This window comes from Paraperibacillus esterisolvens, assembly GCF_046237625.1.
Taxonomy (GTDB): domain Bacteria; phylum Bacillota; class Bacilli; order Bacillales; family DSM-1321; genus Paraperibacillus; species Paraperibacillus esterisolvens.
Genome location: NZ_CP143545.1, coordinates 3,340,600 through 3,360,937, shown reverse-complemented (window position 1 = coordinate 3,360,937; position 20,338 = coordinate 3,340,600). Strand labels below are relative to the sequence as shown.

At 46.4% G+C, this 20,338-nt stretch carries 21 protein-coding genes and 1 other annotated feature; of the genes, 12 read left to right on the top strand and 9 right to left on the bottom strand.

Annotation, left to right across the window (positions count from 1 at the left end; all coding sequences use genetic code 11):
* Nucleotides 1-109: 109 nt before the first annotated feature.
* Both V1501_RS16895 and V1501_RS16890 read right to left on the bottom strand, forming a co-directional pair.
* Nucleotides 110-682 carry a class I SAM-dependent methyltransferase gene (locus V1501_RS16895; RefSeq protein WP_409289931.1) on the bottom strand — a complete coding sequence of 191 codons (573 nt, stop codon included), beginning with the start codon at nt 680-682 and terminating at the stop codon, nt 110-112.
* On the bottom strand, nt 679-1,644 hold the full coding sequence (locus V1501_RS16890; RefSeq protein ID WP_409289929.1) for a TIGR01212 family radical SAM protein: 966 nt from the start codon (nt 1,642-1,644) through the stop codon (nt 679-681). The genes V1501_RS16895 and V1501_RS16890 overlap by 4 nt, the downstream gene beginning before the upstream one ends.
* A 161-nt stretch (nt 1,645-1,805) precedes the next feature.
* Between V1501_RS16890 and V1501_RS16885 the strand changes: the two genes are divergently transcribed.
* The 4 genes from V1501_RS16885 to V1501_RS16870 all read left to right on the top strand — a co-directional run bounded on the left by V1501_RS16885 (nt 1,806) and on the right by V1501_RS16870 (nt 6,592).
* Entirely contained in the window at nt 1,806-2,069 is a 264-nt protein-coding gene (locus tag V1501_RS16885) for a DUF2524 family protein (protein WP_409289927.1), read from the top strand.
* A 186-nt stretch (nt 2,070-2,255) separates the two neighbouring features.
* A complete protein-coding gene (locus V1501_RS16880; protein ID WP_409289925.1) occupies nt 2,256-3,455 on the top strand; it encodes an MDR family MFS transporter in 1,200 nt (399 codons plus the stop codon).
* Between the two features lie 105 nt (nt 3,456-3,560).
* Nucleotides 3,561-3,792: a binding site (T-box leader), on the top strand.
* Between the two features lie 60 nt (nt 3,793-3,852).
* Nucleotides 3,853-6,267, top strand: a complete 2,415-nt coding sequence (leuS, locus tag V1501_RS16875; RefSeq protein WP_409289923.1) for a leucine--tRNA ligase — start codon at nt 3,853-3,855, stop codon at nt 6,265-6,267.
* A gap of 103 nt (nt 6,268-6,370) precedes the next feature.
* A complete protein-coding gene (locus tag V1501_RS16870) occupies nt 6,371-6,592 on the top strand; it encodes a hypothetical protein (protein WP_409289921.1) in 222 nt (73 codons plus the stop codon).
* A gap of 79 nt (nt 6,593-6,671) precedes the next feature.
* On the opposite strand, the gene V1501_RS16865 is transcribed toward V1501_RS16870, so the two are convergent.
* Nucleotides 6,672-7,151, bottom strand: a complete 480-nt coding sequence (locus V1501_RS16865) for a TspO/MBR family protein (RefSeq protein ID WP_409293424.1) — start codon at nt 7,149-7,151, stop codon at nt 6,672-6,674.
* Nucleotides 7,152-7,437: 286 nt separating this feature from the next.
* Between V1501_RS16865 and V1501_RS16860 the strand changes: the two genes are divergently transcribed.
* From V1501_RS16860 to V1501_RS16845, 4 genes are all read left to right on the top strand, one after another.
* Nucleotides 7,438-8,028, top strand: a complete 591-nt coding sequence (locus V1501_RS16860; RefSeq protein WP_409289919.1) for a biotin transporter BioY — start codon at nt 7,438-7,440, stop codon at nt 8,026-8,028.
* Nucleotides 8,029-8,168: 140 nt separating this feature from the next.
* A complete protein-coding gene (gene cysK, locus V1501_RS16855) occupies nt 8,169-9,083 on the top strand; it encodes a cysteine synthase A (protein WP_409289917.1) in 915 nt (304 codons plus the stop codon).
* 25 nt (nt 9,084-9,108) lie between these two features.
* Entirely contained in the window at nt 9,109-9,420 is a 312-nt protein-coding gene (locus tag V1501_RS16850; RefSeq protein ID WP_409289915.1) for a rhodanese-like domain-containing protein, read from the top strand.
* A 67-nt stretch (nt 9,421-9,487) separates the two neighbouring features.
* Nucleotides 9,488-9,673: a sporulation protein Cse60 gene (locus V1501_RS16845; protein ID WP_409289913.1), complete on the top strand. Its 186-nt coding sequence runs from the start codon at nt 9,488-9,490 to the stop codon at nt 9,671-9,673.
* Nucleotides 9,674-9,730: 57 nt separating this feature from the next.
* Here V1501_RS16845 and V1501_RS16840 read toward each other — a convergent pair whose 3' ends face one another.
* From V1501_RS16840 to V1501_RS16830, 3 genes are all read right to left on the bottom strand, one after another.
* Nucleotides 9,731-9,910 carry a hypothetical protein gene (locus tag V1501_RS16840; protein WP_409289911.1) on the bottom strand — a complete coding sequence of 60 codons (180 nt, stop codon included), beginning with the start codon at nt 9,908-9,910 and terminating at the stop codon, nt 9,731-9,733.
* 111 nt (nt 9,911-10,021) lie between these two features.
* Nucleotides 10,022-10,987 carry a quinone oxidoreductase family protein gene (locus tag V1501_RS16835; protein ID WP_409289909.1) on the bottom strand — a complete coding sequence of 322 codons (966 nt, stop codon included), beginning with the start codon at nt 10,985-10,987 and terminating at the stop codon, nt 10,022-10,024.
* Between the two features lie 7 nt (nt 10,988-10,994).
* Nucleotides 10,995-12,275 (bottom strand): NAD(P)/FAD-dependent oxidoreductase, encoded by a 1,281-nt coding sequence (locus V1501_RS16830; protein ID WP_409289907.1) that lies wholly within the window; start codon nt 12,273-12,275, stop codon nt 10,995-10,997.
* Nucleotides 12,276-12,437: 162 nt separating this feature from the next.
* Here V1501_RS16830 and V1501_RS16825 point away from each other — a divergent pair, with 162 nt between their 5' ends.
* The 3 genes from V1501_RS16825 to V1501_RS16815 all read left to right on the top strand — a co-directional run bounded on the left by V1501_RS16825 (nt 12,438) and on the right by V1501_RS16815 (nt 15,922).
* A complete protein-coding gene (locus V1501_RS16825) occupies nt 12,438-13,304 on the top strand; it encodes a DUF4349 domain-containing protein (RefSeq protein WP_409289906.1) in 867 nt (288 codons plus the stop codon).
* Nucleotides 13,305-13,532: 228 nt separating this feature from the next.
* Nucleotides 13,533-15,143, top strand: a complete 1,611-nt coding sequence (locus tag V1501_RS16820; protein ID WP_409289904.1) for an oligosaccharide flippase family protein — start codon at nt 13,533-13,535, stop codon at nt 15,141-15,143.
* Nucleotides 15,144-15,205: 62 nt separating this feature from the next.
* Nucleotides 15,206-15,922 carry a pseudouridine synthase gene (locus V1501_RS16815; protein WP_409289902.1) on the top strand — a complete coding sequence of 239 codons (717 nt, stop codon included), beginning with the start codon at nt 15,206-15,208 and terminating at the stop codon, nt 15,920-15,922.
* 85 nt (nt 15,923-16,007) lie between these two features.
* Here V1501_RS16815 and V1501_RS16810 read toward each other — a convergent pair whose 3' ends face one another.
* Complete coding sequence (locus V1501_RS16810; RefSeq protein WP_409289901.1) at nt 16,008-16,229, bottom strand: DeoR family transcriptional regulator; 222 nt, start codon at nt 16,227-16,229, stop codon at nt 16,008-16,010.
* A gap of 388 nt (nt 16,230-16,617) precedes the next feature.
* On the opposite strand from V1501_RS16810, the gene pepV reads away from it, so the two are divergent.
* Entirely contained in the window at nt 16,618-18,024 is a 1,407-nt protein-coding gene (gene pepV / locus V1501_RS16805) for a dipeptidase PepV (RefSeq protein WP_409289899.1), read from the top strand.
* An 82-nt stretch (nt 18,025-18,106) separates the two neighbouring features.
* On the opposite strand, the gene V1501_RS16800 is transcribed toward pepV, so the two are convergent.
* Nucleotides 18,107-19,474 (bottom strand): sensor histidine kinase, encoded by a 1,368-nt coding sequence (locus V1501_RS16800; RefSeq protein ID WP_409289897.1) that lies wholly within the window; start codon nt 19,472-19,474, stop codon nt 18,107-18,109.
* A complete protein-coding gene (locus V1501_RS16795; protein WP_409289895.1) occupies nt 19,452-20,168 on the bottom strand; it encodes a response regulator transcription factor in 717 nt (238 codons plus the stop codon). The genes V1501_RS16800 and V1501_RS16795 overlap by 23 nt, the downstream gene beginning before the upstream one ends.
* Between the last annotated feature and the right edge of the window lie 170 nt (nt 20,169-20,338).

Sequence of the window (20,338 nt, the reverse complement as noted above, 5' to 3'; positions counted from 1 at the left end):
AAGCCAGACCAATGATGTTCACACCTGGCTGTTGGAACCTTTAAGGTTCATGCAGCCCGGCCATTTTGCCACAAAAAAAGAGCGGTGTCCAAAACATGGACAGCCGCTCTTATCTTTTTTCGATTGCCAGGATAAAAGGCGGGTCGTTCACTTGATTGATAAAGCTGTATTGCATGACATGGGCTTCTTCCTGCGGAATGGAAGCAGCAAAAGAAAGCACACGGTCTTTCTCCATCTTTCCCTCTGGATGGCCATGGTAGACAACAAGTACGATTACAGCTTCGGCCGCCATGATTTCAAGCAGCTGCTCAACAGCCCTGATGGTTGTACCGCCATGTGTGGAAATGCTTTTATCCCCGCCTGGCAGATAGCCCAGGTTAAAGACAGCTCCGTTTATTTTCCCGTGATATTTTTCAGGAATATAATCCTTGAGATTTTCATGGCCGGCATTGAAGAGAGTAACGTGGCCTTCCACCTTTTTTTCTTCAAGTCTTTTCCTGGTGTTTTCAAGTGCTGTCTGCTGCACATCGAAGCCAAAAACATGCCCGCCTTCCCCTGCAAGCTCTGCAAGGAAGGCAGTATCATGGCCGTTCCCCATTGTGGCATCAACAGCAATGCCGCCAGCCGGTATGGCGAGCTGCAGAAGTCTGCGGGCGAATGGGAGGATGCGATCTAACTTCATAGTATGATTTCCTCCTTTTCTGTCCAATACTTTCCCTGCCAGCTGTTCCTTTTCTTTAATTCCGCGTCAATGGAATTCAGTACATTCCACTTATTCACGCTCCACATAGGCCCGATCATCAGCTCGATTGGACCATCGCCGGTGATACGGTGGATAATCATTCCGGGCGGCAGAATTTCCAGCTGGTCACATACCAGGGCGATATACTCTTCAAAAGTTAGAAATTCAAGCAGCCCCTTTTCATATTGCTTGACCATGGGTGTCCCCTTTAAAAGGTGGAGGAGATGAATTTTTATGCCCTGTATATCAAGCTTGGCTGTTTCTTTTGCCGTTTCCATCATCATCTCATACTCCTCACCCGGAAGTCCGTTAATGATATGGGTACATACTCTAATGCCATGCTTGCGGAGTTTTTCAACTCCTTCCTTGTAACAGGCAAAATCATGGGCCCTGTTTATGAGACCCGCTGTCTTTTCATGGACTGTCTGCAGGCCGAGTTCGACCCAGAGATAGGTTCTTTCGTTAAGCTCGGCCAGGTATTCCACCACATCATCCGGCAGGCAGTCCGGCCTTGTTGCGATGGATAGCCCGACGACTCCTTCTTCCTTAAGGACAGTTTCATATTTCTCTTTGAGTACATGAAGGGGCGCGTGAGTATTGGTGAAAGCCTGGAAGTACGCCATGTATTTTCCATCTTTCCATTTGGAGTGCATCTTTTCTTTGACATCCCTGAATTGTTTTTCCAGGCTGTCAGTCCTTCTACCCGCAAAGTCTCCGGAACCGGCGGCACTGCAGAAGGTGCAGCCGCCAAAAGCGGCAGTTCCATCCCTGTTGGGACAATCAAAGCCCCCATCAAGGGCGACCTTGAAAACCTTATGTCCAAAATGACTTCTTAAATGATAATTCCATGTATGATATCTTTTATTATCCGATGCGTATATAAAAGGATTGCTCTCAGCCATCGCTTCCTGTTCCTCCCGGCTATAAATTATGCATAACAGATATTCTATCATGCCTTAAGGGGACTGTCCCCATTTCCCAGAATATTTCCCGGTTACAGAGCGTGCGGCCAGGCAAACTAAAAGGGATGAACTTGCTTCATCTATTGGAGGAGGGAGAGTTTATGGCAACATATGAGTCAGTCGACAGCTTTTTAAAGGAATGCGAAGAAACGCTCAGCCTTGCCCATGAACAGTTTGAGGCAGGATCCCTGCAGGAGCATTATGCTGATGACGTTTATCTGCATGCCCAGAGGCGGCTGGAGGAAACGTTCATGGAACTGGAGAGACTTAAGAACAGCGCAGACCATCAGCAGCGATATCAGCTTGACCGGATGAGGATGAGACTTCAGGATATCCAGAACGAAATGATCCTCCAAGAACATTGATACAGTCTATTTACAGGTCATTGCACATCGTGTGCAATGGCCATTTTTCGTGTGTAAGAGCCGTCAATCCAGCCTTGTCAAAACAAGATGGAATAAGTCAAAAAATAACCATTGCCAACAGCTAAGATAATCATTAGAATTATTTTGGTGTTCGAAACATTTTAAGGAGTAAAGAAGGAGATTCAAATGCCTAAAAATCTATGGCTGCTTATCATCGGCATGGTAATAAATGTAACGGGAAACTCATTCCTCTGGCCGCTGAATGCTATTTATATACATGATCATCTCGGGAAATCCCTGTCGGTCGCCGGATTTGTTCTGATGGCCAATGCTTTCGCCTCTGTTGCAGGAAATCTAATAGGGGGAAGTTTGTTCGACAAGATCGGCGGCTACAAAACGACCATCCTTGGCATAACAATAGCACTGGCTGCTTTGATTGGCTTAACACTTAATCACTCATGGATATACTATGTGGTTTATTTAATCATCATTGGTTTCGGGACAGGAATTGTCTTTCCTTCCCTGTATGCACTGGCAGGAACGGTTTGGAAAGAGGGCGGAAGAAAGGCGTTCAATGCGATCTATATTGCCCAGAATGTTGGTGTAGCCGCCGGCTCGGCACTGGGCGGACTCGTGGCTTCGTATTCCTTTGATCTTATATTCATCTCCAATACTGTCATGTATGTGCTGTTCCTTTTGGTTGTAGTATTCGGCTTCCGGGGAATGGCCCGTGGAGCAGCAGTACAGGCGTCAAGCCCCTTGCTTTCCGAACAAAAGCCAATGCGGGACCTGGTGAAAATTCAGGCACTGCTCATGCTTTGTTTCGGCTATCTATTATGCTGGATCGGCTATGTGCAGTGGCAGTCGACCATTGCTTCCTATACACAGGAAATAGGGGTAAGCCTGAAGCAGTACAGCATTTTGTGGACAATTAACGGCGCTATTATCGTTTTCGCACAGCCTGCTGTCAATTTCTTCGTACAGTCTTTCATGAAAAAAGTAAAAGCGCAGATTATTCTTGGGATCGTCATCTTTATCGGCTCCTTTATCATTGCCTCCCTCGCAGACGGATTCTCCGGCTTTATGACAGCCATGATCATCCTGTCTGTAGGGGAAATGTTTGTCTGGCCGGCTGTTCCTGCGCTGGCCAATCAAATTGCCCCAAAAGGCAGGGAAGGGTTTTATCAGGGTATTGTAAACAGTACTGCCACGGGCGGACGAATGCTCGGGCCGACCATCGGCGGCCTGCTGGCAGACTATTATGGCATGAATATGATGTTCATTGTACTCATAGTCCTTTTTGCAGCAGCCATCTTTATAACGGCGGTCTATGACCGCCGCCTGAAGAGCAGCGGTGATACTATGTCCCCTGCCGAGGCCGGGTGACTTTTAGGAACTGGGATGTATAGGCCGGAATAAATTAGGATATCCTGCTAAAAGCAGCTTGCTTTTTTTAGGACTTTTAACTAAAATATGAATTATCTATTCATAAACAGGGCCATGACAAGGAGTAGTAGCGATTAGAACTCGTCTTAAGAGAGTTGGCGGCCGGTGCAAGCCAACCGAGAATGATTGCGAACTCGCCTTCGAGCTGCAGGCATGAACGAATGAACTAGTGCCTGGCGTTTGATCCGCGTTAAGGATTTTTTTGAGCGGGTGCTGATGTTTTGGCACTTATGTGGGTGGTACCGCGGGAAGATATAACAATCCTCTCGTCCCTCTTTTTTAGGAGGGATGAGGGGATTTTTTTATTAGCTGCAGAAGGAAAATAGGAGGAAAGAACATGAACTTTTTTCATAAGAAAATAGAAAAAAAGTGGCAAAAGCATTGGGAAGAAAATAAAACATTCAAAACAAGCGAAGATGAAAATAAAAAGAAGTTTTACGCGCTTGATATGTTCCCTTATCCATCAGGTGCGGGGCTGCATGTCGGACATCCCGAGGGGTACACTGCAACTGATATCCTGTCGAGGATGAAGCGGATGCAGGGCTACAAGGTATTGCATCCGATAGGCTGGGATGCATTCGGACTGCCCGCGGAGCAATATGCACTGGATACGGGCAACGACCCGGCTGATTTCACGGAGCAGAATATCCGGACCTTCCGCCGCCAGATTAAAGAGCTCGGCTTCTCTTATGATTGGGATCGTGAAGTAAATACAACCGATCCAGAGTATTATAAGTGGACTCAGTGGATATTCCTCAAGTTATACGAAAAAGGCCTTGCGTATGTAGACGAAGTGCCGGTGAACTGGTGCCCGGCGCTTGGAACCGTGCTTGCCAACGAAGAAGTGATCGATGGTAAAAGTGAACGCGGGGGGCACCCGGTGGAACGCCGCCCGATGAGACAGTGGATGCTTCGGATCACGGCCTATGCCGACCGTCTGGCTGAGGATTTGGAAGAGCTTGACTGGCCGGAAAGCCTGAAAGATATGCAGCGCAACTGGATCGGCCGCTCGGAAGGTGCCGAGCTCGATTTCCAGGTAGAAGGCAGCGAGGCAGCCTTCAGAGTCTTTACAACCCGTCCAGATACACTGTTTGGCGCCACATATGCAGTGCTTGCACCTGAACATAAACTTGTGGAAAAGATCACCACAGCCGGGCAAAAGGAAGCAGTGGATGCTTATATTAATAAAATTAAGCATAAGAGCGACCTTGAAAGAACTGACCTGGCCAAGGAAAAAACCGGTGTGTTCACAGGAGCTTATGCAGTCAATCCTGTCAATCAGGAAAAAATGCCGATCTGGATCGCTGATTATGTGCTTGCATCCTATGGAACAGGTGCCATTATGGCTGTTCCTGCGCATGATGAGCGTGATTATGAATTCGCGAAGGAATTCGGCCTTCCAATCACCGAAGTGGTGGCAGGGGGGGACGTCGAGTCTGAAGCTTATACCGGCGATGGCCTCCATGTGAACTCAGGATTCCTGAATGGGACGAATAAAGAAGAAGGCATCCAGCAGATGATCGCCTGGCTTGAGGACAAAGGGTTAGGCGAGAAGAAAGTGACTTACCGCCTCCGCGACTGGCTGTTCAGCCGCCAGCGTTATTGGGGTGAACCGATTCCAGTCATTCACTGGGAAGACGGAGAAAGCACAGCGGTCAGTGTAGAGGAGCTTCCGCTTATCCTTCCTAAAACAACAGAAATCAAGCCCTCAGGCACGGGCGAATCCCCGCTTGCCAATATTGAGGACTGGGTGAATGTGACGGACGAGAATGGACGGAAGGGGCGCCGTGAAACCAACACCATGCCGCAATGGGCAGGAAGCTGCTGGTATTATCTGCGCTATATTGATCCTTCCAATAAGGAAGCCCTGGCAGATGCAGATAAGCTGAAAGAATGGCTTCCGGTCGATATCTATGTAGGAGGTGCCGAGCATGCGGTGCTTCACCTGCTGTATGCACGTTTCTGGCATAAATTCTTATACGATATCGGAGTGGTGCCGACAAAGGAGCCATTCCAAAAGCTGTATAACCAGGGGATGATCCTGGGTGAAAATAACGAAAAAATGAGTAAATCTAAAGGCAATGTTGTCAATCCTGATGAAATTATTGAAAGCCATGGAGCAGATACACTGCGTCTTTATGAAATGTTCATGGGACCGCTTGATGCATCAATTGCCTGGTCAACGAACGGGCTGGATGGTTCACGCCGCTTTCTTGACAGAATCTGGCGCCTGCTTGTAGAAGAGGATGGTTCACTTTCATCTAAAGTAACAGACAAGGAAAACAGTGCTTCTCTTGAAAAGGTATACCACCAGACAGTCAAGAAAGTCACAGAAGATTATGAAGGCATTCGTTTCAACACGGCAATTTCCCAGCTGATGGTGTTCATCAACGAAGCATATAAGGCGGATGAGCTTCCAAAGGCTTATATTGAAGGATTTGTAAAAATGCTTAGCCCTATCTGTCCTCATATCTGTGAGGAGCTGTGGGAGAAGCTCGGGCACACTGAATCCATTTCCTATGAAGCATGGCCGGCTTATGATGAAGCCAAGCTGGTTGCTGATGAAGTGGAAATCGTGGTCCAGGTTAACGGGAAAATGAAACAGAAGCTGATGGTCCCGGCAGGGGCATCACGTGAGGAGCTTGAGCAGATTGCCATGGACAGCGGCACAATCCAGGAGCAGCTGGATGGCAGGACTGTACGCAAGGTCATCGCCGTTCCTGGGAAGCTCGTCAATATCGTAGCAAATTAATTGAAGAGGACAGCCTGCTTTTTGCAGGCTGTCCTTTTGTTAAATTATCAGGATCCGGGGGTATACTATTTCTGCAGGGCACGATATAAGGAGGCTGTATGCAATGAAAAACCATCACTATGTATTAAAGAGTTCGGTGGATGCAGAAGAGCTTGCCGAGGATTTGCGGCTGCAGCTAGAGATCAACCGTTTCAGCAACTATTCCATCACCCCGATTCCGTCGAAGAATAAATTGATTGTGCAGGTTCCGGATGCTGATGGTCCTCTCGAAGAAACGGTAGATATTTTTATGGCTGATTATCGAAAAACAGAGGCGCTCGAATAGGCAGGTGCAAAAAAGAGCCGGGCTTCATGCCCCCGCGATAGTCGGCGGGAGTTGAAGTCCGGCTTTTTCGTTGAACTCTTTATCCCTGCTGTTTGTTCAGCTTCCATACAGAAAAGTTCAGGCCCATTGCAAAGGCTGCCCACAGGGCATACGGGACCATGGCAAGTCCTGCAGCTTTGTCTTCCTGATAAAATTTATAGCCTGTAAGGGACACCATCGTAAAAAGCATGGCAGCTTCGATAAAGGCAAATCCTCTTAATCCCCATTTGAAAAACAAGAAAGACCAAAGGAAATTAAGTGTGAGCTGGATATTATAAAAGGCAAGGCTCTTCGGATCCTGCTTTTGTTTAGCCGCCACATGGTACCGCGCTGCGCCCATCAGTGTGTACAATCCTGTCCATACTGTCGGGAAAACCCATGACGGAGGGGAAAAAGCCGGCTTCTTCAAATTCCTGTAAATTTCCTTCGTATTCCTCGATGCCAGATATCCAGTCAAAGTCCCGCCCGCCACCGGTGGAAGCACATTCACCGCAAGCTTAACAAACCCGCTGCTCCTCATCACAAACCAACCTCCCCTCAGGAAGAATCCACTCCCTCATACTATTGCCCCCTCCAGAGCAGTTAAACATGGGAAATGGGGGACAGTTCCCTATTTCTCTGAGGGGAAACTCGTATTTTATGCGGGAATGCCGGCGTCTGACCTTTGTTTCCCAGGGCTCTTTGGAGCCGGGAAATAAGGGGCAGGCACCACTCTTCGGCTGTTTGTAAACCTGATTATTTTGCAGTTGACAAAATAGGGTTTCGACTTTATCTTTAATGTATACATATGAGGGGAGACAAATTGAATGAAGCTTAGAACGATTGACCTGACGCTTTCTGCAATGTTTATTACGCTTATGGCGATTGGTGCCAACATTACTTCCATTGCTCCGTTTATGATGGTTGGTACTGTGCCGATTACGCTCCAGACGTTTTTTGCTGTTTTGGCAGGGGTTGTCCTCGGCAGCAGGCTGGGTGCGTTTGCCATGATCGGATATGCAATTGCCGGACTTGTAGGCATACCGGTATTTGCAAAATTCGGGGCTGGTTTCTCTACCATCCTGAGCCCTACTTTCGGATTTATCCTATCCTATATCTTTACCGCCTATATCGCAGGCAGAATTATTGAAAAGTACAAAAGTCCCAAGGCCTATGTGGCTGCTGCTCTGACAGGCATGGCAGTGAATTATCTGTTCGGGACCAACTGGATGTATATGGCCTACAAACTATGGGCCGCAAGCCCTCCGGCATTCAGCTATAAAGTGGCATGGCTGTGGATGCTTGCACCTCTGCCAAAGGATATCATTCTCTCTGCAGCGGCCGGCCTGATGGGGCACCGCCTGCAAAAAACGGTATTATCAAAGAGCCGGTTCAAATATATAAAAAGGGCATCATAAGCGGGCAAATCAGCAGCTGTTACCGAGGTAACGCTGCCTTTTTTATGCCGATCGCGTAAAAGTCACCCCATTGGTAATCATAATAAGGTTTTTGATACAATGATGATAACGATAAGCCATCAATTGGGGAGTTTTTAACTATGAAGGTTGTAAACAATATTACGGATCTGATCGGTGATACACCGGTGGTCCGTTTAAACAGGGTCGTCCCTGAAGGAGCGGCAGACGTCTATGTAAAGCTCGAAATGTTCAATCCTTCCAAGAGCGTGAAGGACCGCGCTGCATTCAATATGATCAAGACTGCAGAGGAAGAAGGGCGCCTTAAAGAGGGCGATACAATCATCGAACCGACAAGCGGCAATACTGGCATAGGCCTTGCCATGGCAGCTGCTGCCAGGGGATATCGTGCGATCCTCATCATGCCGGATAATATGACACAGGAAAGGATCAACATCCTTAAAGCATATGGAGCGGAGGTCGTGCTGACGCCAAGTGAGCAGAAGATGCCGGGTGCCATCCAAAAAGCATTGGAGTTAAAGGAAAGCATACCGGGAAGCTTCATTCCGCAGCAGTTTGAAAATGCTGCCAATCCGGACATCCACCGCACGACGACAGCCATGGAAATATACAGCCAGATGGACGGAAAACTGGATGCGTTCGTGGCGACCGCAGGGACTGGCGGTACGATAACGGGTACAGGAGAAAAGCTGAAAGAACTCCTTCCTGACCTTTATATTGCGGTCGTGGAGCCCAAAGGGTCCCCGGTGCTGTCAGGAGGAAAGCCGGGTCCGCATAAATTAGTGGGCACGAGTCCAGGCTTCATACCGAGCATCCTGAATGAGAAGGTATATGATGAAATCATGCAGATTGCCGATGAAGATGCTGTCGGTATGTTCAGAAGGCTTGCAAGGGAAGAAGGATTATTCCTCGGCCTCTCTGCAGGGGCTGCCGTTTATGCAGCCATTGAGACAGCCGTCCTGCTCGGCAAGGGCAAAAAGGTGCTGTGTATTGCACCGGACAGCGGTGAACGCTACCTCAGCATGGATTTAATTTAAGTATTACCAAATAATGGAGGGTACCATGGAAAATTATAAGACCATTACTACAGATGAGCTTCAGGAGAAAATAGAAAAAGATGAACATTTACTGCTCGTGGATGTGCGCGAGGATGAAGAAGTGGAAACAGGCATGATCCCGGGCGCCATCCATATTAAAATGGGCGATATCCCTGAGAAGCTCGATGCATTCGATAAAGACAAGGAGTATATCTTCATCTGCCGTTCCGGCGGGAGAAGCGCCAGAGTATGTTCCTACCTTCAGGATCAGGGGTATCAGCCTGTTAACATGGAAGGCGGCATGCTCGACTGGAAGGGCGAGAAAGTATTTAAATAATTTCGAATTGTTTATTCCCTTCTCATTTTGGCCATACTGGCTAAAAAGGCGAGGGGAGATAAGCGCTGTGATCCAGGTAAAGCTATTTGATTATGAACATGAGAAAGATCTGGAAAAGGGAATAAATTCATTCCTTAAGGATGTACAGGATAATCAGATTGTCGATATTAAGTATCATGTTGCTGCCATGAGCGAGGAAGACGAGGAACAAATCTACTGTTTCAGCGCCATGGTCATCTACCGGAAAAAATAAATGCACCCTGCGGATGAAACGCGGGTGCATTTTTTGTTTTGACTCAGCAGGTGAGCATTATGTGCCCATCTTCCTTCGCTGATTACTGACCTTCTTTGTCTGCTGGCTTTTCATTTTCTGGCCGCCCTGCAAACCTCCGCCATGATTCTGGCTTCCTGAAGTCTGACTTTTTTTATTGGCGAGCTGCTGCTTGATTGCATCCTGAAGGCTCACTTTCTTTTTAGGTGTTTCAGCCATTGCTCTAACCTCCTGACTACTTATTAGTCTAGTATAATCGATTTCATGCCCGCAGGGAAAGATGTAAAAATGTCCTTTCTATAAATCGAAAGGGGCTGGCACTCCCCAAGGTCAGGGAATGAGCAAAATCTTGCCTGAGCTTTTCCTGCTTTCAATCAGGCGGTGAGCCCCGGCACCGTCCTCAAGCTTGAACAGTTTTGGCGGAGCAAGCTTGACTGCGCCGCTCCTGATCAGTTCAAAAAGACCTTCTGAACGTCTTAACCGTTCTTCTCTCGAAGTCAGGTAGCTCCAAAGATCTCCGCCAGTCAGCGTCTTGGAGGTATCCATAAGCATCCTTGGGTCGACCGGCGCCGGGTCTCCTCCTGCCATTCCATAAAAGACTACCGTCCCGCGTTCCCTGGTGCAGAGGAAGCTGTCCATAAGGGTAGATCCTATTGAATCATAGGCTGCATCCACTCCCCGGCCCCCTGTAAACTCAAGAACCTCATCTGTCCAGCTGCCGCTGTACAGAAACACTTCATCAGCGCCTGCCTTCAAGGCGGTCATTCTTTTCTCTTCAGAAGAAGTAAGTCCGATTACATATGCCCCTTTATGCTTTGCGATTCCCGTAAGCAGCTGGCCGACACCGCCTGCAGCCGCATGCACGAGGATCATCTGGCCTTTTTCCACTGAATGGCTGTCATGTGTCAGGTATTGGGCAGTCAAACCCTGAAGCATAACGGAAGCCGCCGTCTCAAACGAAATATCATGAGGAAGGGGGATGGCATGATCTTCATGGACTGCGACCAGCTCGGCATTTGCATGGGGAGCATCAGCAAAGGCGACAGCATCCCCAACCTTAAGGGAAGTGACATCTGCTCCTGTTTCCACCACCACGCCCGCACCCTCATATCCGAGTATAAATGGCGGTTTCCCGACAAGGTGATAATTGCCCTTGCGGCGGTAAATATCAGCAAAGTTAAGGCCGATTGCTCTTGTTTCAACCAATACATCATAACTGCCGATCTCAGGCGCGGGTATATCTGTATAAGATAAAACCTCTGGACCGCCAAATTCATTAAATACCAGTGCTTTCATTCAAAAATCAACCTTTCACTTTTAAGCTCTTGCTATATAGGGCTGCATTCAATCCTGCAAGTCTGCCTGTGACCAGGGCAGAGGTAATATTATAGCCGCCGGTGTATCCGTGGATATCAAGGACCTCACCGCAGAAATAGAGGCCGCCCATAAATTTTGATGCCATTTCTTTCGGGTGTATTTCTTTGACAGAGACCCCTCCTCCTGTGACGAATGCTTTTTCAAGAGAGAGTGTGCCATTTACAGTAAACGTGAATTCCTTGCAGAGACCTGCAAATGCCCGGAGCTTCTCATGGGAAATCGTTGAGCCCTGGGCGCCTGGGTCGATGCCGGCCCGTTCCAGCAAAAAATGAAGATACCTCTCTGGGAGCAAGCCTTTCCATATATTTTTAACAGCCTTCTTTGGTTCCTCCTTGATTTCCTGATGAATGGTCTGAAACACCTCTTCGGCATTATGATCCGGGAGGGAATCCAATTTCATGGTAACTGCAGACAGATTCCATTTCTTCATGGCTTTGACAACAAATTGACTGCAGCGCAGAACGGCCGGGCCCGATATCCCAAAGTGTGTAAAGATCATGTCCATCCGGTGGGTGATCAATGCTTTTCCCTTTGGATTCAGTACACTGAGTGCCACGCTTTTCAAGGACAATCCCTGCAGCGTTTTGTTTCTTATAAAAGGTTCATTCGACGTCACAGGAACTTCTGTAGGAAACAAATCAGTGATGGTATGGCCGGCTTTTTTTGCCCATGCGTATCCATCTCCCGTGGAACCGGTATGTGGGACTGATTTCCCGCCAACCGCAATAACGACGGCTTTACCTCGGATTTTCTGTCCGTCCTTCAGCAGGACAGAGTCGAAGCGGCCGCCTTCGTAAAAGACATCCTTCACGGGAGAATTTGTATAAACGGTAACGTTCAAATCCTCAAGCCTGGAAAGCAGGGCATCGACAACACTCTGTGCTTTATCTGTAACCGGGAACATCCTTCCGTGATCTTCTTCCTTGAGCTGAATGCCAAGGTTTTCAAAGAAACGGATGATATCCTCATTGCTGAATTCAGAAAAAGCGCTGTATAAAAAGCGTCCATTTCCCGGTATATGTTTCACGATCTCATCCACAGGGAGACGGTTTGTCACATTGCATCTTCCACCTCCTGAGATAGCCAGCTTCCTCCCGAGTTTTTCACCCTTGTCAATCAATAAAACCCTGCCGCCTTTTTCGCCGGCTGCAATGGCAGACATCAGGCCGGAGGGTCCGCCGCCGATCACAATTACATCGTATTCCATTTATTTATCACCCTGATTTCTATAGTTCAGTATCATTCCATTAAAAGTGTTATCAAAATATCACCTTATTATATAGCATAACTTCGCTTTTAAAAAACAATTGGCAGGATTTGCAACATTTTTTTGGGGCATGACGTCTATTGGAAAAAGGGGGATTCAGATATGAAGTGGATATGTAAAACCCTGGCTGCGGCTGTCCTGATATTTACTCTCGCTGCCTGCAGCAATGATGGAAGCATGAAAAGCGAATCCGGTTCTATTGGAAAAAGAGATTCTGCAGATGTCAGCAGCGGCAAAATGGAAATCGGGGAGAAAGAGACTGAAACCAGTGAGAGTCCGCCTGAAAAGAAAATCATTTATAAGACAGATATTGATGCGGGAGTCAAAAACTTCAGCCAGTTCGAAACGGCTTTGGAAAAAGAGCTTGCATCAAGCAAGGGGTATATTGTAACCAAGGAAGTTTATAGTGCAGAGGAATACAGCCATGAAGGCACATTCGAAATCAGGGTCCCGCAGCCTGCCCTGCAATCCTTCCTTCGCCGCCTTGAAGGCATAAAGGACTTTAAGATAAACACGCAATCCGTGAAAGGAGAAGATGTCACTGAGGAATATGTAGACCTTTCCTCCCGCCTGAAGGCCAAACAGGCTGTAGAAAAGAGGCTGTACAGTTTTATGGAAAAGGCAGAGGAGACGGATGGACTGCTTCAGATATCGCGTGATTTAGGGAAGATACAGGAAGAAATTGAAAGCATTAAAGGAAGGATGCAGTATCTGGACAAAAATAGCGACTTAAGTTCTGTAAGCCTTCATGTGGCGGAAATTGGGATCGTTGTTCCCGAGCTTGATACTAAAGAATTGAATACATGGGAACGCAGCAAGAAAAGTTTTATCCAGACTGTCCAGGGCCTGGCGGGCTTTATCTCAGGGCTGGTGGTCTTTTTTATAGGAGGAGCGCCTGTTTTGATTCCCCTCCTGCTGATCGCCTGGGCGTCATGGCACATAATCAAAAAGAGAAAGCATAAAGGGTGAGCACATAACTTTCACACCTCGGAGAGAGCAGGCATTATCCTATGCAGATTTACCCTTCCTGACCATGCATTGCCGCCTATTGTACTTTCTGTTTGTAAACAGGAGATGGTGCAGGTACAATGGGAAAGTGTGAAATTTATGGAAGAGATGTGTTTACATCATGTTTTTTTTGGAACTATGATATGATTAAATGCGTGTTTAATTCGTATAGATACAGGAAGGGATCATATGTCATCTAAGCTTGTAAGGGGCACTTTTGTCCTTACTATCGGGATGGTCCTGTCAAAAGTACTGGGCCTTCTGTATGTTGTTCCGTTTGATGCTATTGTAGGTGTGGAAGGGTTTGAATTATATCAATACGCGTATGTGCCCTATACGATTTTTATAAGCATCGCGACTGCGGGCGTGCCGCTCGCCGTTTCGAAGTTCATCGCCAAATATAACGCCATGGGCGAATATAAGGTAGGCAGGAAGCTTTTTAAATCAGGCCTTAAGGTCATGATGGCAACCGGCTTGATCGCCTTCATCCTCCTCTATCTGCTTGCTCCTGTGTTTGCGGCGGCGAGCGAGGCAAGGAATTTTACAGTTGAAGAAGTTACTACAGTTATCAGGGCAGTCAGCTTTGCCTTGATCCTCATCCCGTTCATGAGCCTGATCAGAGGCTTTTTCCAGGGTCATGAATCCATGGGTCCGACAGCGGTTTCCCAGGTTGTCGAACAGCTGATCCGGATCATAGTCCTCCTCGGGGGCGCATTTGTTGTCCTGAAGGTCATGGATGGCAGCCTTGTCACAGCCATCAGTGCCGCTACATTTGCGGCATTCGTAGGAGCGATCGGCAGCCTTGCCGTCCTTGTCTGGTACTGGATCAAGCGGAAGCCGAACTTTGACAAGCTTCTGGAAGAGGACAAGGGGACTTTGGAAGTTTCCCTGAAGGATATTTATAAAGAAATCATTTTATATGCCATACCATTTGTGTTTGTAGGTATTGCCATGCCGCTGTTCCAGTGGATCGACACACTGACCTTTAACCGGGCAATGGCCGAAGCAGGAGCTACCGGTGAAGAAACAGGGAATGCGCTCGGCATTCTGAATGTTGCAGCCCAGAAGCTGGTCATCATCCCGATGACGCTTGCAACCGGCTTTTCTTTGAGCCTGGTGCCTAATATAACGAAGGCATATGTGGAAAATAAATATACATCGTTCACCAATCACCTGAACCAGGCCATCCAGATCCTGCTGTTCTTGACATTCCCCGCAGTCGTCGGGATGGCACTGCTGGCAGAACCTGTGTATTCCGCATTTTATGGGTATGATAAGCTTGGGGTCGAGGTCCTTCAAACGTATGCACCTGCTGCCATTCTGTTTGCCTTGTTCTCGATCAGTGCCGCTGTCCTGCAGGGCATCAATCAGCAGCGTTTTACAATCCTCAGCCTCATGGTCGGCATCCTGCTGAAATTGAGCCTGAATATCCCGCTGATCCATCTATTTGAAACAAAGGGTTCCATCTATGCGACCAGCATCGGATATCTGGCTGCAAGCTTAATCAATTTCTATGTAATCCATTATTTTACCGGCTACCGCTATTCGCTCGTTATCAGGCGGATGATCCTGATGATCTTCCTGACACTTCTTATGGCCATTGCCGTTATAGCTTCAAAGAGCCTCCTTGGATCATTCCTGGATACAGAATCCAGAGTCCAATCCTTATTTGTGATAGCCGGCTGTGCGCTGGCCGGGGCAGCGGTCTATTTCGCGGCCTCCCTGAAAAGCAAGCTTGCCCACAAATTGTTCGGCTCTCAGGTTGAAAGGCTTCAGCGTAAGCTTAAGCTGAAAGGATAGAAAACTGGGCCCGGGCTGCCGGGCCTTTTTTTAAACGGCAGAAACAGAAAGGAAACAAAGGAATGAGAATTGATAAATTGCTGGCTAATATGGGCTACGGCACCAGGAGTGAAGTGAAAAAGCTCTTGAAAGCCGGAATTGTAAAAGTAAATGACGTTCCTGTTAAAGATGCTAAACAGCATGTGAATCCAGAGACAGACCTGGTTACGGTAAGCGGTGAAACTGTCCAGTACAGGGAATACATCTATCTGATGATGAATAAGCCCCAGGGCCTTCTGTCAGCGACGGAGGATGCAGTCCAGGAAACTGTCATTGATCTGCTTGAACCCGAAGATGCTGTTTTTGAACCGTTTCCGGTCGGCAGACTGGACAAAGATACGGAAGGCTTCCTGCTTTTGACGAACGACGGGCAGCTTGCCCATCAGCTGCTGTCGCCAAAGATGCACGTGGATAAGGTGTACTTTGCCGTGATCGAAGGCGAAGTCACTGAAGATGACATTGCTGCCTTCCGGGCGGGTGTGCTCCTTGAGGATGGCTATATGACTAAGCCTGGCGACTTAAGAATACTAAAATCAGGCGCAATGTCCGATGTGGAAGTTGTCATATCTGAAGGGAAGTATCATCAAATCAAGCGGATGTTCGCGGCCAGGGGGAAAAGGGTGGTTTTCCTGAAGCGCATATCCATGGGTCCCCTGAAGCTCGACGAAGAACTGGAGCTCGGACAGTATCGTGAGCTCACGGATGAGGAGCTTGCCCTGCTTAGACGGCGCTCAGAATAAATGAAAAAGGCCCGGCAGCTGTCCGGCCTTTTTAAATGGGAAAAGGCAGTGCGCAGGCACTGCCTTTATTGGTTTTAGCAGATTACTAAGAGGTTAATTTCACTTTTTTAGCTGTAGCCGTCCATAATCCTCTGCTCGGGCTTTTCACAAGCTCGTTGTAAGCAAGGACATTCAGGTCCCTTTGGATGGTCCTCGGAGTGATGCCGAATTCTTCTACAAGTTCTTGAGTTGAGACTGTACCGTTGCTCCTGATAAATACATACATGGATTTGATACGCGTTAACATCCGATTTGTTGAAGGTTTCAAAATAAACCACTCCTAATCACAGATTCTAAAGCGGAATGCCGAAAGAATTTCATACTATAATATGAGTCTTTCAGGCCAGCCTTATGCAAGTAATTTATTAATCCCCGGGTGCCTGGCAGCGGATATATGCTGCACCTTAATTGTAACGAAAGAGACCGCGTCCCGCTACCTTATCTGGAAGAATTAACAAAATATTAACTTTATTACTTATATCACTAATTTGTATGGTTTAAACTTTGTAAAATATGCTAGAAAATTCAACACCTGGCAATGCTTCAGATTACCAGGGAATGCGCCGCCGTTTATCCCGGATCGATGTAATGCTATACTGGCTATAGACTAAACTGCACACATCAGGCGTCCATATTAATTTAAGGGGTGATACATAATGGAACAAGTGAATTGGAAAAAGGAAGCGGAGGAACGGAAAGAGAATCTGATTGCTGATACAAGACGGCTCCTGGCCATCCGCAGTGTACTGCCGGAAGATGAGGAAGGGACTCCGGAAGCCCCTTTTGGAGAGGGTATCCAGGAAGCCCTGGAGTTTATGCTGGAATTAGGGCAGAAAGACGGCTTTACCGTAAAAAACGTAGATAATTATGCCGGCCACATTGAGATGGGGGAGGGCGAGGAGATTGTGGGCATCCTCTGTCATCTGGATGTTGTTCCAGAGGGAGATGGCTGGACTTCCGACCCTTTTGCGGGAGAAATCCGTGACGGGAAAATATATGCCAGGGGAGCCATTGATGATAAAGGGCCGACCATGACAGCCTATTATGCCATGAAAATCGTGAAAGAACTCGGACTGCCGCTCAATAAGCGCGTGCGGATGATTCTTGGTACAGACGAAGAGACACAATGGCGCTGTGTAGAGCATTATTTTAAAAAAGAAGAAATGCCAAGCCTTGGCTTTGCACCGGATGCGGACTTTCCTATCATCTATGCAGAAAAGGGCATCTGGGATTTGAACCTCGAATTAAAACCAGGAGAAAATACGGACGGACCTGTAGAAGTTCTCGAATTCTCGTCAGGCAGGCGCCTTAATATGGTCCCGGATTATGCAGTGGCGAAAGTACAGGCTGAAGGCCTGGACACACTGAAGCATGAGTTTCATACATTCCTGCAAAAACATGAGTTAAAGGGAGTGGCAAAAGACGGAGCGGGAAGCCTTGTTCTTGAAATTGAAGGCGTCTCTGCACACGGCGCGGAGCCTGACAACGGTGTCAATGCAGGCCTGTTCCTGGCAGCTTTCTTATCTGGAAGGGTGTCTGGACAGGCAAAGAAATTCTTCATGTTCCTGCACGATTCTTTCTTTGGTGACTCCAGGGGCAGGAAATTAGAGCTTGCTTTTTCAGACGGCATCACCGGTGATTTAACCATCAATGTCGGGACGATGAGATATTCACAGGAAAAAGGCGGACAGATCGGTTTGAATTTCCGCTATCCAGTCACCTATGATTATGAGGCAGGCATGTCGGCGCTACACTCCGAAGCCGAGAAGCAAGGGTTTCAGCTTAGGACGATTACCCACAATAAGTCCCACCATGTGGATGAAAACAGCTTCCTGATTCAGACATTGAAGAAAATTTATGAAGAGGAAACCGGGGAGGAAGCAAACTTAATTGCAATCGGCGGCGGCACATACGCCAGATCCCTTGAGCAGGGAGTTGCTTTCGGACCATTATTCCCTGGGAAAGAAGAGCGTGCTCATCAGTTCGATGAATATATTGAAATTGAAGATATGATCAAGGCTGCCGTTATATATGCAAAGGCGATCTATAAGCTTGCTCAGTGAAGGCCGGTTCTGGAATATAAGAAGGATGACAGCATATGCTGTCATCCTTCTTATATTCCTAAAACCTATACATTTTAAAAATTTATCCTTGTAAATCAATGTTAATTGGAAAGTACAACTCTACAGTCGTCCCTGAACCTTCTTTGCTTTTTATCTTAATTTCTCCTCTGTGCAATTTCATAATACCTTTTGCTATATACAGGCCTAAACCTGATCCACCAGTTTCTCTGTTCCTTGCTTTGTCAACACGATAAAAACGTTCAAAAATATTATCAATGTCTTCTTCCGGGATTCCAATTCCGTAATCTGTTATCTTTACCTTTGCATATTCTTCAAATCTATCCAGGCGGACTACAATGTTGTCCTGGCTGTATTTAATAGCATTGTCTAAGATAATGATGATGACTTGCTTTATTTTTAATTCATCTGCTGAAACCATTATTGAACTTTCATCGTAATATAGCGTGATAACACGCTTGTATACCTGTTTAAGCTGTATCAAGGTCTCCTGGCACAAAGAAACTATATTTACCTTTTCTATTTCTAAAACATTTTCTTTTTCGAGAGAAGCTAATTCTAAAAAAGTCTCTGTCATTTTTTGTATTCTTGTTGCCTCGGAATGAATTGCTGTGATGGCTTCATCAGTCAGTTCTTTATTATCCAGCCCATGTCTTCTTAAAAGATTGGCATAGCTTTTTATGATGGTTAGAGGAGTCTTTAATTCATGTGAAGCATCAGAAACAAATTGCGATTGCTTCGTCAAACTTTCTTGAATTCTTCTAATCATTCGATTAAAGGTTTGAGCCATTATATGCAGCTCATCTTTAACTCTGTTGGGAACGAAGACAGGCTGAGGAACTCCGCTCGTTTCAATTTCCTCCATTGTTTTTATCATGGTAGAAATAGGTCTCATGATGATATTAGCCAGCCATCTTCCACCAAGTAAAGAAAGGATAGCGGCGGCAATTGTGCTGGCAATTAAAATCCCCCTCAGCATTTCAATCCTTGCTTCGAACCCCAATAATCTTTCTCCTATTTCCAGGCTCTCATTTCCTTTTTGAAAAGGCACCCGCACAATTAATATCTGTTCTTCTCCGCTTTCTGCTGAAATCACACGGGTTTGTGCCTGTTTGTTTCTTGTATATTTTCCTGCTACTTTTTGCAAAGCCAACTTATCATTGGTTACTTCAAGTTTTATCTTATTTTCTGGTTCCATGATTCTAATATAGGAATAATCCGATAAATAATTTCTCATTCTCCCCTCAATGGCACTTGAAGGCTGTCGGATATCAACGTCATTTAATAAATTCTCTGCCTTTTGATACAGCAGGTCTTCTTCCATGTTTACAGTTGTCTGCACAAACAAAAAATAGACCACAAAATTAAGGATAAGCAATATGCAAAGCATCCAGGCTGTTGTTAACAGGTTAATTTTTGTTGTGATCTTCATCATTTTTCTCCTTTATAGCAAAACCTACCCCTCTTACTGTTCTAATGAGCGGCAGGGAAAAACCTTCATCCACCTTTTTTCGAAGATGCCTTATAAAAACATCAATCACGTTGGTTTCACCCTCAAAGTCATATCCCCAGACATTCATAATGATATTCTCGCGCGTGACCACTTTATTTTTATTTTTGACCAGATAAACCAAGAAGTCATATTCTTTCGGCGTTAATGAAATGAGCGTCCCGTCCCGCCTCACTTCTCTTGATTCATTATTGATAATTAAATCCTCAATAGCCAATACTGATGTTTCCACATTGTGCTGATTTCGTAGAAATGCACGAATTCTAGCCAAAAGTTCTTCAATCTCAAAGGGCTTGGTCACATAATCATTAGCACCTTGGTCTAAGCCTGCAACTTTATCAAACGTTGTATTCCGTGCTGTTAAAAGAATAACAGGAGTCACCTTATTTTCCTTTCTGAATCTTCGCAAAACCTCTAGACCGCTTAAACCAGGCAGCATGACATCCAATAAAATAAGATCTATATCAGGACGCAGTGCTTTATCCAATCCTGATTTTCCATCATGTTCTACCGTTACATGATACCCTTCATATTCCAATTCCATTTTTAAGACACGGGCAATCTGTATTTCATCTTCTATTAAAAGAATATGAGCTTCCACCCTGGCACTTCCCATCTATCGGCAAAATAGGTATCTCCGATTTTTTATCCTAATCCGTTTCCTGTACAAGGCGTATCATTTCAAACAACAGGAATTTAAAAACATCCAAACACTTCCTTACACATATCCGCCCAATATCGCACGGAAGAACATTAGCAAATTCAATGTTTACAATGACAAGAATT